Genomic DNA, 12,558 nt, shown 5'->3' with positions numbered 1-12,558 from the left:
CGCTGCATAAGGCTTCATCTTTTCGCAGAAGCATGCATAATGTCATGAAATTACCGTCGTCAAAAACGAGACAATTTCATGCGTCGTCAAGCCAATCCGCTCAGCTCAGATCCGGTTTCCGCAACCAAACCGGTGGCATGGCGGCCGACCCTGGCCAAGCAGAAAGGCGAAACGAAACATTCCGCCCTGACGGAACGCATCATTGCCGATATCGACGCCGGCGTCCTGAAGCCGATGGACCGCATGCCGACCCACCGCGATCTCGCCCGCGAACTCGGCCTTTCGGTCCAGACCGTCAGCCTCTCCTACAAGGAGGCCGAGCGGCTGGGTTATCTCAGCGGCGAAATCGGCCGCGGCACCTTCGTGAAGACGCGTGTGACGGACCGGGCGGGACGCATGATGCTCGATCACAGCCCGACCGAGGTGCTAGATCTCTCGATTATCCGCGGCGTCTATCTCGACGACCATGAAAACGCCTCGCGCGCCATCCTTCGCGAATTGGCCGATGGCGACAATTCGGGCTTCATGCGCCCTTGCCGGCCGGTCGCGGGCCTCGACAGCCATCGCGAAACCGCCCGGATCTGGCTTGGTATGATGGGCGTGACCGCCGGCGCGGAGCGTATTCTCGTCACCAATGGTGCTGCGCACGGCATTTTTCTCGCCCTGAGCTGTATTATCCGCTCGAACGACGTGGTTCTCTGCGAAAACCTCACCGACCACGGCATTATCGGCCTGTCGAACATTCTGGGCTTCAGCCTCAAGGGCCTGCCAACCGACGAAGAGGGCATTCTGCCGGACGCGCTGGAGGCCGCCTGTGCAGCCGGTGGCGTGAGGGCAATCGTGCTCATTCCCACCCTCAACAATCCGACCGGGCATGTTTCGGGTGCGGAGCGCAGGCGGGCGATTGCCGCGATTGCTGAACGGTACGGCGTCTTTGTCATTGAGGACGAAGTCTATCGCCCGATCATTGAGGATGATCTGCCATCCATCACCGAAATGCTGCCCGATCTGGGCTTTTTCGTCACCAGCTTTACCAAGACAGTCCTGACCGGGCTGCGCGTCGGTTATCTCGTCGTGCCGCCCGCCTACTCCATCCGTGCCGCTTCTATCCTGCGTGTATCGAGCTGGAGCGGAACCTATCTCACGGCCGAAATCGCCACGCGCTGGGTCGAAAACGGCACCGCAAGACGGCTGCTGGATGTCCAGCGCGCCGAAGTGCGTGCGCGGCAAAGAATTGCCGCGGACATATTGGGCGACCATATCGCCTCGACCCACCCCCTCTCCTTCTGCGCCTGGCTGAAGGTTCCACCGCGCTGGACGGAAGACGGCCTGGTGCGTGCGCTCACAAACCAGAACGTCGCGGTCACGCCGTCGGAACCATTCATTGCCGGTCCCGGCCATGGCGGCGGCATCCGCATATGTCTCGGCGGTCGCCTCAATCACCCAAGCCTCATCAAAGCCTTGACCACCGTGCGGCAGGCCTTCGAGCAGCTGCCGCCGGTCTACGATATCGGTTCAATCGGCTAAGGCAGCCGCCCGAAAATCATTGAATCATTACAATATAATAATTGACATGATTTTACTTCGCTCTCAACATGACAATCATGAAGAGCGAAAACCTGTCCATATCCGCCGATAAAAACCCGCTTCCGGTCTCGCTGGCCGCGATAGAGCAGGCGGCTGTGCGGCTTGCCGGACAGGTGGAGCGAACACCGTTGTTTCGCTCGGACACTCTGTCCGAACGCTGTGGTAATCCCGTTCATCTCAAACTTGAAACCCTTCAGCCCATCGGCGCCTTCAAACTGCGCGGCGCGATGAACGCTATTCTCTCGCTTGACGAGGAGGCACGCAGGCGTGGCCTCGTCACCGCCTCGACCGGCAATCATGGCCGGGCCGTGGCCTATGCAGCACGCAAACTCGGAATTCCCGCCACGATCTGCATGTCGGCGCTCGTGCCGGCAAACAAGGTTGAGGCGATCCGTGCGCTCGGTGCGGATATCCGGATCGTCGGCAGGTCACAGGATGACGCGCAGGAGGAAGCGGAGCGCCTGACCAAGAGTCTCGGCCTGACCGCAATCCCGCCATTCGATGATGCTGACGTCGTGGCCGGCCAGGGAACGATCGGTCTAGAGGTTGTCGAAGACATGCCGGGACTGACAACGGTGCTCGTTCCTCTTTCCGGCGGTGGCCTTGCGGGCGGTATCGCCGTCGCGGTCAAGGCGCTGAAGCCCCGGGCACGGGTCATCGGCATTTCCATGGAGCGGGGTGCGGCCATGCAGGCGTCGGTCGCAGCCGGCCGGCCCGTCGCCGTCCGGGAGGAAGAAACGTTGGCGGATTCGCTGGGCGGCGGGATTGGACTGGAGAACCGCGTGACATTCGCGCTCTGCCAGCAACTCCTCCATGAGATCGTGCTGGTTTCCGAAGACGAGATTGCAGCCGGCATCCGCCATGCGGCGCGCGAAGAAGGTTTGACGGTGGAGGGTGCGGGCGCCGTTGGTTTCGCTGCCATTCTGTCGAGCAAGATCGACATCAGCGGCCCAACCGCCATCATCGTGTCGGGCGGAAATATCGATCCGGCGATGCATAAGACCATCATCGACGGGGGAGCCGCATGAGCCGCATCACCATCCTGACAGAAAAAGACCTCCGCGGTGTCATCAAGCTCGACCTTTCCGCTGTCGATTGTGTGGAGCGGGCCTTTACGGCGCTCGCAACGCAAGCCGTTGCCATGCCGCCGATCCTGCGGCTCGATATTCCCGAGTTTCGCGGCGAAGTGGATGTGAAGACGGCCTATGTGCCGGGCTTTGACGGTTTCGCCATCAAGGTCAGCCCCGGTTTCTTCGACAATCCGAAACTCGGCCTGCCCAGCCTCAATGGCCTGATGATCCTCTTCAGCGCAAAGACCGGACTGGTGGAGGCCCTTCTCCTCGACAATGGCTATCTTACCGATGTGAGGACCGCCGCGGCCGGTGCTGTCGCGGCGCGGCATCTGGCCCGCAAAGATGCTTCCGTCGCCGCGATCTTCGGGGCGGGCATGCAGGCCCGTTTGCAGCTTGAAGCCCTGATGCTGGTGCGCCCGATCAGGTCGGCTCGGATATGGGCGCGGGACCACCAAAAGGCGGAGAGACTTGCAGGCGATTTCGCCAGCGAACACGGCATCGAGATCGTCGCTGTGGCCGATCCGCAGGCCGCCGCGCGGGGTGCCGATATCATCGTCACCACGACACCAGCCGAAAAGCCGATCCTGTTTGCCGACTGGCTGGAAGAAGGCCAGCATCTGACAGCCATGGGATCGGATGCCGAACACAAGAACGAGATCGATCCGGCCTTATTCGCCAGAGCGCGCTATGTCGCGGACCGGCTGTCGCAGACCCGCATTCTCGGTGAGTTGCATCACGCCATCGCCGCAGACCACGCCGCGTCGGATCAGCACTTCGCCGAACTTGGCGGCGTCATTGCCGGCAAGGTGCAGGGCCGTGTTTCGAACAAGGACATCACCTTTGCCGATCTGACCGGCACCGGCGTGCAGGACACCGCCATCGCCAATCTCGCCTTTGCCCGCGCAAAGGAAGCCAAGAGCGGTCAAACCATCGAAAACAGCGTAAAAATGGGAGACGCAGCGTGAGCGTAACGCTGAACTTTACGCGCGAGGAATATGCCGCGCGCCTGTCCAAAACCCGCAAAGCCATGGAAAAGGCCGGGATCGATCTTCTGGTCGTCACCGACCCGTCCAACATGCATTGGCTGACCGGTTATGACGGCTGGTCCTTCTATGTGCATCAATGCGTGCTGGTACCGCCAGAGGGCGAACCGATCTGGTACGGCCGCAAGCAGGATGCCAACGGCGCCAAGCGCACGGCCTACCTCGCCCACGACAATATCGTCGGCTATCCTGACCATTACGTTCAATCGACCGAACGGCATCCGATGGATCTGTTGTCTGAGATCATCGAGGAGCGCGGCTGGTCCGGCCTGACGGTCGGCGTCGAGATGGATAATTATTATTTCTCGGCCGCCGCCTTTGCATCGCTGCAAAAACATCTGCCGAACGCCCGTTTCAAGGATGCCGCCGGTCTCGTGAACTGGCAGCGCGCGGTGAAGAGCCCGACGGAACTCGACTATATGCGCAAGGCCGGCAAGATCGTCGAGCTGATGCACAAGCGTATCGTCGATGTCGTTGAGCCGGGCATGCGCAAATGCGATCTCGTGGCCGAAATATACGATGCCGGCATTCGTGGTACCGCCGAATTCGGCGGCGACTATCCCGCCATCGTGCCGCTCCTCCCTTCGGGTGCCGACGCGTCCGCCCCGCATCTGACATGGGACGACAAGCCGATGCGCTCAGGCGAAGGCACCTTCTTCGAAATCGCCGGCGCTTACCGCCGTTATCATTGCCCGCTGTCGCGCACCGTCTTTCTCGGCAAGCCGACACAGGCGTTCCTCGACGCAGAAAAAGCAACACTTGAGGGCATGGAAGCCGGTCTTTCCGCGGCGAAGCCGGGCAACACCTGCGAGGACATCGCCAATGCCTTTTTCGCCGTGCTGAAAAAATACGGGATCATCAAGGACAACCGTACCGGCTATCCGATCGGCCTCTCCTATCCGCCGGACTGGGGCGAGCGCACGATGAGCCTGCGGCCGGGCGACCGCACGGAGCTGAAGCCCGGCATGACATTCCATTTCATGACCGGTCTCTGGCTGGAAGACATGGGCCTCGAAATCACCGAAAGCATCGCGATCACCGAAACCGGTGTCGAATGCCTTTCCAATGTGCCGCGGCAACTCTTCGTGAAAGGCTGAGACGATGTTGAAGACCGTGCTTCGCCCCTCGCCGATCACGCCCACCGTCGATTTTGACGCGAAGGGCGTGCAGCACGGTCATCTGCGGCTGCCATACAGCCGCGATGATAGCGCCTGGGGTTCGGTGATGATCCCGATCTGCGTCATCGCCAATGGCGAAGGGCCGACAGCCCTTTTGACCGGTGCCAATCATGGCGACGAATATGAAGGACCGGCAGCACTTTTCGAACTCGCCCACACGCTCGATCCGGCAGACGTCAACGGGCGCGTCATCATCGTGCCGGCGCTCAACTATCCGGCCTTTCGCGCGGGAACACGCACCTCACCCATCGACCGCGGAAACCTGAACCGCAGCTTTCCCGGCCGCCCTGACGGCACGGTGACGGAGAAGATCGCCGACTACGTGACCCGCCATCTGATACCGCTCGCGGATATCGTTCTCGATTTTCATTCCGGCGGCAGGACGCTTGATTTCCTGCCCTATGCCGCAACCCACGAATTGCCCGACAAGACGCAGGAGGCCCGGTGTTTTGAAGCGGTGGCGGCTTTTGCGGCCCCCTATTCGATGAAGATGCTGGAAATCGATGCCGTCGGCATGCTCGACACAACAGTCGAGGAGATGGGCAAGGTCTTTGTCACGACCGAACTCGGCGGAGCGGGCACGGCGAGCGCAAGATCGATCGACATTGCCCGGAAAGGCATCGTCAATCTGCTGCGCCATGCCGGCGTACTGTCCGGTGCGCCGGTGCCCGCCCCAAGCCGCTGGCTGGACATGCCATCCAGCGATTGCTTCACCTTTGCCGAAGACGACGGGCTTGTCGCTTTTGTCCGCGATCTGGGAGACGCGGTCACGGCGGGTGAAACAATCGCCCGGGTTTATCCCGTCGGCAAAACCGGCCTCGCGCCGTTCGATTACCGCGCCTCCATCAATGGCGTGCTTGCCGCGCGCCATGTTCCCGGCCTGATCAAGGCCGGCGACTGCCTTTCCGTCATCGCCACGGTCACGGAGAATAACTAGCCATTAGAAACATCGTGAGATCCGAAAACGGACCACGCAACCCAACCAGAGGAATAAGAACATGCGTATGATCAGACTTGCCGGGCTTTCCGCCCTCGCCCTTACCATCGGCGTGACGTCCGCCAGCGCCCTGACAGTCGAGGAAGTCAAAAGCCAGGGCTATATCCGCGCCGCCACGGCCAATGAAGTCCCCTATTCCTACATGCAGCCAGACGGCACCTCCGCCGGCATCGGCCCCGATGTGGCCAATGCGGTTCTGAAATCGATGGGTATCGAGGAGGTCAACTGGACGGTGACGCCCTTCGGCACGCTGATCCCCGGCCTCAAAGCCCGTCGATTCGATTTTGCGGCGGCCGAACAGAACATTTCGCCCGAGCGCTGCAAGCAGGTCGCCTTCACCGAACCGAACTCGTCCTATGGCGAAGGCCTGCTGGTGAAGAAGGGCAATCCGAAAAAGCTCACCACCTATGCCGATATTGCCAAGGACCCCTCGCTGAAGGTGGCGGTCGTGTCGGGTGCCAACAATGTCGACTTCCTGCGGGCGGTCGGCGTCAAGGAAGACCAGATCGTCTTCATCCCTGCCAATGCCGACGCCATCCCAACCGTCCAGAGCCGCGCCGACGCCTATGCGGCCACGGAGCTGACGGTTTCGGAACTCGCCAAGGGCCAGGCCAACGTCGAGCAGGTCAAGCCTTTCACCGACCCCGTCGTGAAGGATGCGCCAGTGCGCAATTACGGCGGTTTCGCTTTCCGGCCGGAAGACAAGGAACTGCGTGACGCCTTCAACGCCGCGCTCGTCGAATTCCGCAAGACCGACGATTACAAGAAAATCCTCGCAAAATACGGTCTGTCCGAACAGAGTATCGCGGCGGCGGCCGAAAAGAAGGTCGCCGATCTCTGCGCCGGCAAATAATGCCAGCCGGCGCCCGGCCAAAACCGGGCGTCGTTCCTCGGGAATTCGGGAAAACGCCAGATGGACATGACCGCCTATCTGCCGATGTTATGGCAAGGCGCCGTCGTCACCATGACGATTACGCTCGCAGCCCTTGTCGTCGGCACGGTGCTCGCCTTTTTCTTCGGCATTCTGCGCGTCGAGGGTGGACCAATCCTGTCGACCATCGCGCTTTGTTACACGGAAGTGTTCCGCGGCACCTCGCTGCTGGTGCAGCTTTTCTGGTTTTATTATGCCTTGCCGCTAGTCGGGCTTAGCTTCGATCCTATCACGACGGGGGTGCTGGTGCTTGCCGCCCATGCCGGCGGTTATGGCGCCGAGATCGTGCGCGGCGCGCTGTCTTCCGTTTCGGTGCAGCAGCTGGAGGCCGCACGCGCGCTGAATTTCACGCGGATGCAGACGCTGTTTCGCATCTCGCTGCCGCAGGCCGTTGTCGAGATGATGCCGGCCTTCGGTAATCTCGCCATCGAAACGCTGAAGCTTTCCTCGCTCGTGTCGCTGATCTCGATTGCCGATCTCACCTTCGCGGCGCAGTCGATCCGCAACCTGACGCTGGACAGCGCCAGCATCTATTCGATCACGCTGCTTTGTTATTTCGCGATGTCGCTGATCCTGATGGTCGTCATCCGGGTGATCGAACGCTTCGTGCGGCGCGGCAACGTCTTCCCGCGCACCCGCCATTCGTAAGGATATCGGCTCATGATGTATGGTTACGAATGGGACACGACCACCTGGCTCACCTACACGACCTCCATCCTGCCGATCATCCTGATCGGCCTGACAGTGACGCTGAAGGCGGCCGCCGCCGGCTTCGCCATCGCGCTGGTTCTGGGGCTCGTCTTCGCGCTGCTGCGCCGCAGCCGCGTCAGGATGATCTCCTGGCCAACCGCGCTGGTTGTCGAGTTCCTGCGCGATACACCGCTTCTGGTGCAGCTGTTCTTTCTCTATTACGTGCTTCCGGATTTCGGCATTGTCCTGCCGGCGTTTCTGACCGGCGCTCTCGCGCTCGGCCTGCAATATGCCGCCTATACGTCCGAAGTCTATCGTGGCGGCATCGAGGCAGTGCATCACGGCCAGTGGGAAGCGGCGACGGCGCTTAATCTCACACGCATGCAGACCTATCGGGATATCATCATCCCGCAGGCCATTCCGCGCATCGTTCCGGCCATGGGCAACTATCTCGTCGCCATGATCAAGGAAACGCCGGTGCTTTCCGTCGTCACGGTTCTGGAAATGATGGGCCTTGCCAACATGATCGGCGAGCGCACCTTCGAATATCTGGTGCCGCTGACGCTTGTGGGCCTGATCTTCCTTCTTCTGACCATAATCTGCTCGGTAGGCCTCAGCCGCCTGCAAAGGGCGCTTCCAAAAGCAGGAATACCCTTGCGATGACCAACAACACCAACCAGCCACTGATCGAATTTTCCGATGTCACGAAACGCTTCGGCATTCTGACGGTGCTCGATCAGTTCAATTTCAGCGTGGCGAAGGGCGAAAAAGTCACCCTCATTGGTCCTTCCGGCTCTGGCAAGTCAACGGTTCTGCGCATTCTCATGACGCTGGAACCGTTCCAGGAGGGAAAGCTGACCCTTGCGGACATGTCCTACCATGAGCCAGGCGGCAAAGGACCTTTCAAGGCCTCGGAAAAACATCTGCGCCAGATCCGCAACCACGTCGGCATGGTGTTCCAGAGCTTCAATCTCTTTCCTCACATGACCGTCCTTCGCAATATCGTGGAGGCACCGGTGCGGGTTCTGGGCATCAGCCGCGCAGAGGCGGAGGCGCGCGCAATCGAATTGCTGAAGATGGTCGGGCTAGCGGATAAAAAGGATCATTATCCGGTGCAGCTTTCCGGTGGGCAGCAGCAGCGTGTCGCCATTGCCCGCTCCCTTGCCATGCGTCCGCGTGTCCTGCTTTTCGATGAGCCGACCTCGGCGCTCGACCCGCAACTGGTCGGCGAAGTGCTGTCCGTCATCCGCGATCTGGCCCATGAGCATGACCTGACGATGCTTCTCGTCACCCATGAAATGCGTTTTGCCCGGGAAGTCTCGGACCGAGTCTGCTTCTTCGACAAGGGCCGCATCTGCGAACAAGGAAAACCGGACGAGATTTTCGGCCAGCCGAAGGAAGACCGCACACGCGAATTTCTCGCTTCCGTCTTACGGTGAATTCTATAGTGCAATCAGTCGGCAGAGTTGGACAGAACCGTTCCGTCCCTGCCCTGCACGATTTCATGCGACGGAGCCGCGATTATCAACCACGCGCCGGGATAGTCGTTGCGAAGATGCCGGGGATTGTAACGAATATTGGTTCCGGCGGCATGGTGAAGCGTCCCAAACGTTGCGTCTTTTGACAGGACACCTCTTTTGATCTCGTGGAGTTTTCGCTCGCCATCAAGGGCAAGCGTCACCTCGGAAAGATCGAAACCGTCGATGTGAACGGTCTGGTCCTTAGCCGTATCGAGAACCCATTGATCGGAATCGACGAAGCCATCGATATAGACATTGCCGGTGGAGGCGCGCAGGGACGTGCTTTTCGGCAGGGTGATGCCATCAACAACATTGCCATCCGAAAGAGTGCAGTTGCTGAAAGCGGATATGCCGCCATCGGGGGAAAGATCGAACTCCACCGGTTGCGTCGCGTCGCAGCGCCAGCCGCTCTGGGTGGTCACGCCGTTGCCGGTAATCCGCATGGTCTGCGGGGTAAAGCCCACCGTTTCGTAATTCTCGTTGGTTTTTATCGCGATATAACGGGCAATCTCGACGGCATCGATATCCGCCACCCGCACCGAATGCGGAAATACGGCCCGGTCGAAGGCTTCCCTGTTATTGGCAATGGCCAGTTCGAGTTTCGTGCCCTTGGGCATATCGATCTGGCCAAGGCGCGCCGGCTCGAGCAGTTCCGGCCGATGGCTTGCCGCCCTCTCTTTGTCATAGGCGCGCATCTGCAGATAAAAATCACCGAACCGAAAGAGGGTGAAAAGCGCGACAACGGTTACCAGCCCATAGGGCAGGATCATCGGGCGCTTCAAGCGGCCTGCCAAATATCGCACGAACAGCGAGAACGTCCAGACGATCCATATGAGGGTCGTGATGAGCAAGAAAGCAAGGAGAAGCAGCGCTTCGACGGACGGTAGTGCGACAGGGATCATGCAAACCAATGGTCTTGGGCGGATCGTTTTGATCCCGAAGAGACATCAGTGCTTTAGCCCACAAGCGGTTATCTTTTCAACTCGGCGATGGCGGGCAAACATAGCAGTGGCTGCCCGGGCGACAGATGGCCGCCGCCCGGTCGATGCACTTATGGGTCATCAGCCGCCAAGGACGAAACGGGAGAATGCCAGGGCATCGCGGGCATCCTCGTCCATTTTCGCGAGGTCGGCGCCGCCGCTGAGATCGCGCCACACCTTGATGTCGGAGCCGATCGTGCCGCCGGTCTTGACGAAAGGCTCCATGACGACCGCGCCGGTGTAATTGATATCGCGAAGGGCGAGGCCGATTTCGTGCCAGGGCATCCTGCCCTTGCCCGGTACGCGGCGATTGCTCTCGCCGGTATGGAAATGCCCCAGCAACGGGCCCGCCGTACGGATGGCCTCGCCAAAGCTGTCTTCCTCGATATTCATGTGGAAGGTATCGAGCATGACTTTCACGTTGTTCTTGCCGACATCCTTGACGAAGGCAACGCCTTCGGCCGCCGTGTTGAGCACGTGATTTTCGAAGCGGTTGAGGACTTCGATGCACAGGTTGATGCCGAGATCATTGGCAAAATCAGCAATGCCGTGAATGCCTTCGACGCCGCGCGCATAATCGCCCGCCTTGTCGACCGGCTGCGAATAGTCGATCGGCCAATAGGAATGCAGCGCGCCGCCGATGGTGTGGATGTCGAGCTTGGCGACATTGGACAGGGTACGTTCAAAAAACGCCTTGCCGGCTGCGCGAACTGCGGCATCTTCCGACGACAGGTTCTTGGTTTTCGACGGGCCGATGCCGGCGGTGAGGATGATGCCGTTATCCTTCGCGCTCTGCCTGATGACGGCGAGTTCGGCGTCGCTGTATTCATTGATGTGGTGGGCGGCGACTTCGATGATATCGAAACCGAGCTTGGCGACCTTCTCGATATAGGGGCCGAACTTGGCGCTCCACTCATGTTCCCAGTAGGAATAATAGATGCCGTGTTTCATGGGAGTCTCTTTCGCTTTTCTGTTTCGCTTGACTTTGGATAGGGAGGCGCAGCCCTTCAGGCAGGTTCAGGATGCGGGACTGCTGCCCGGATTTCCGATGCGAAGATCCGGCTCCGTGCTTGTCGATGTAATGAAGCGGCCGTTGGGAAGATCGTTTTCCTCCACCTTCCGGTTGATCTCATCCTCGCCGAGACCGAAGCTTCGCCAGCGGTCCCGCAGCCGCGCACGCAGATCCTCCTCGTCGACATCAACAAAAATCGTGAGATCGAAGATCGGCTTGAGGCGATCCCATGGCGACTGGCCGGCAAGGAGATAATTGCCTTCGCAGACGATGATATCGACGGATTGCGGGATCAGGCGGCCGCCGGCGCGGGCGATCTCGATGGCGCGGTCAAAGACGGGGACGGCAACGACATCGTCTTCATTGGCCTTCAGGCGCTCAACCATGTGGCGCAGGCCGTGCGCATCGAACGTATCGATGGCGCCCTTGAAGGGACGGCGTTTCATCTCTTCCAGAACGGCATCGTCATAATGAAAGCCATCCATCGGGAACAGTGCGGCCGATACGCCTTCGCCTGCATTCAACGCATCGACCACGCATTCGGCAATGGTTGATTTTCCCGATCCGGGGGCACCGGCAATCGCAATCATCACACGCCGGCCCTTTGACCTTTCCAGTCGCTGGAGGGCAAGGCCCGCAATCTCGCGGGCATTATCGTCAATTTTACTCAAGGTGCTTGCCCCGATAATGAGTGCTTTTAGAAAATGCGGTACTGGTTTGCCTTGTCGCGCAGGAATGTCAGTCCCTTGTCGAGAACCTCATCGGCGCTGGGCGCAACCGGCCGCCAGGTCGAAATCGCGCCCGCCATCTCCCTGGGCATCGCGGCGAAGCTTTCGAGCGTCAGCACACCCTTGAAGCCGATGGCTGCGAGCGCCGAAAACACCTCGTCCCAGGCAACATTGCCGCAGCCCGGCGTACCACGGTCGCTTTCCGACATATGCATGTATTTCAGATGGTTGCGGGCGGCGATGATGCCATTGGCGATGCCCTTTTCCTCCATATTCATGTGGAAGGTATCGAGATGGATAAAGACGTTGTCCGCACCGATCCGCTCCACCAGCGCCACCGCCTGTTCGGCGGAGTTGAGCAGATGGTTCTCGTAGCGGTTGACGGTCTCGATGCCGAATTGCAGGCCGAGTGTTTTTGCGTGGCCGGCAGCGCTGGAGAGCGCCCTTGTCAGATTGTCATATTCAGCCTGCGTCGGCGGAAATCCGGTTCGCTCATTGGTGCCGCCATAGGTAACACCCGTCAGCGCTTCCGCGCCCATTTCTGCGGCCTTGTCGAGCGCGGCATTCAGATGGTCGATTGCCGCATCGGGACGTACGGACGCCCAGGCGGGCTCCGGCAGCACTAGCGAACAGACGGCGCGCAAGCCGTATTTCTCCAGCAGGGCGCGGGTATGTTTTGCATCGACGGCAGGGATATCGATAAGCGGAATCTCGATGAAATCCTGACCGTAATCCGCGGCAGCGGCGATGGACCGTCTGGCGTTTTCGTGGTCCCATTTGAGAGACCACATCATTGCGTGAACACCGAAGCCTTTCACG

General features: G+C 60.0%; 13 protein-coding genes. 9 read left to right on the top strand and 4 right to left on the bottom strand.

The features are described from left to right. The first annotated feature begins 78 nt into the window (after positions 1–78). The 9 genes from FY152_21225 (at position 79) to ehuA (ending at position 8,938) form a co-directional block, all read left to right on the top strand. Positions 79–1,527 (top strand): PLP-dependent aminotransferase family protein, encoded by a 1,449-nt coding sequence (locus FY152_21225; GenBank protein UXS34631.1) that lies wholly within the window; start codon positions 79–81, stop codon positions 1,525–1,527. Positions 1,528–1,595: 68 nt separating this feature from the next. Next, positions 1,596–2,615: a hydroxyectoine utilization dehydratase EutB gene (gene eutB, locus FY152_21220; protein UXS34630.1), complete on the top strand. Its 1,020-nt coding sequence runs from the start codon at positions 1,596–1,598 to the stop codon at positions 2,613–2,615. Further along, a complete protein-coding gene (gene eutC / locus FY152_21215) occupies positions 2,612–3,625 on the top strand; it encodes an ectoine utilization protein EutC (GenBank protein UXS34629.1) in 1,014 nt (337 codons plus the stop codon). Before eutB ends, eutC begins: the two co-directional genes overlap by 4 nt. Beyond that, a complete protein-coding gene (gene doeA / locus FY152_21210) occupies positions 3,622–4,800 on the top strand; it encodes an ectoine hydrolase DoeA (protein ID UXS34628.1) in 1,179 nt (392 codons plus the stop codon). The genes eutC and doeA overlap by 4 nt, the downstream gene beginning before the upstream one ends. A gap of 4 nt (positions 4,801–4,804) precedes the next feature. After that, entirely contained in the window at positions 4,805–5,818 is a 1,014-nt protein-coding gene (gene doeB, locus FY152_21205) for an N-alpha-acetyl diaminobutyric acid deacetylase DoeB (GenBank protein ID UXS34627.1), read from the top strand. Positions 5,819–5,879: 61 nt separating this feature from the next. Further along, entirely contained in the window at positions 5,880–6,731 is an 852-nt protein-coding gene (ehuB, locus tag FY152_21200; GenBank protein UXS34626.1) for an ectoine/hydroxyectoine ABC transporter substrate-binding protein EhuB, read from the top strand. A gap of 60 nt (positions 6,732–6,791) precedes the next feature. Continuing rightward, positions 6,792–7,457 carry an ectoine/hydroxyectoine ABC transporter permease subunit EhuC gene (gene ehuC, locus FY152_21195; protein UXS34625.1) on the top strand — a complete coding sequence of 222 codons (666 nt, stop codon included), beginning with the start codon at positions 6,792–6,794 and terminating at the stop codon, positions 7,455–7,457. Between the two features lie 12 nt (positions 7,458–7,469). Beyond that, positions 7,470–8,162, top strand: coding sequence for an ectoine/hydroxyectoine ABC transporter permease subunit EhuD (gene ehuD / locus FY152_21190; protein ID UXS34624.1), 693 nt, complete (start codon positions 7,470–7,472; stop codon positions 8,160–8,162). Next, positions 8,159–8,938, top strand: a complete 780-nt coding sequence (gene ehuA, locus FY152_21185) for an ectoine/hydroxyectoine ABC transporter ATP-binding protein EhuA (GenBank protein ID UXS34623.1) — start codon at positions 8,159–8,161, stop codon at positions 8,936–8,938. Before ehuD ends, ehuA begins: the two co-directional genes overlap by 4 nt. A gap of 14 nt (positions 8,939–8,952) precedes the next feature. Here ehuA and FY152_21180 read toward each other — a convergent pair whose 3' ends face one another. The 4 genes from FY152_21180 to FY152_21165 all read right to left on the bottom strand — a co-directional run bounded on the left by FY152_21180 (position 8,953) and on the right by FY152_21165 (position 12,557). Next, a complete protein-coding gene (locus tag FY152_21180) occupies positions 8,953–9,921 on the bottom strand; it encodes a hypothetical protein (GenBank protein ID UXS34622.1) in 969 nt (322 codons plus the stop codon). Between the two features lie 159 nt (positions 9,922–10,080). Further along, positions 10,081–10,950 carry a sugar phosphate isomerase/epimerase gene (locus tag FY152_21175; protein ID UXS34621.1) on the bottom strand — a complete coding sequence of 290 codons (870 nt, stop codon included), beginning with the start codon at positions 10,948–10,950 and terminating at the stop codon, positions 10,081–10,083. A gap of 66 nt (positions 10,951–11,016) precedes the next feature. Next, positions 11,017–11,682: a nucleoside triphosphate hydrolase gene (locus FY152_21170; protein UXS34620.1), complete on the bottom strand. Its 666-nt coding sequence runs from the start codon at positions 11,680–11,682 to the stop codon at positions 11,017–11,019. Between the two features lie 26 nt (positions 11,683–11,708). Beyond that, positions 11,709–12,557 (bottom strand): sugar phosphate isomerase/epimerase, encoded by an 849-nt coding sequence (locus FY152_21165; GenBank protein UXS34619.1) that lies wholly within the window; start codon positions 12,555–12,557, stop codon positions 11,709–11,711. Position 12,558 lies beyond the last annotated feature (1 nt).

Origin of the sequence: Agrobacterium tumefaciens (assembly GCA_025560025.1) — a bacterium.
GTDB lineage: Bacteria > Pseudomonadota > Alphaproteobacteria > Rhizobiales > Rhizobiaceae > Agrobacterium.
This window is presented reverse-complemented; position numbering and strand designations above follow the sequence as displayed.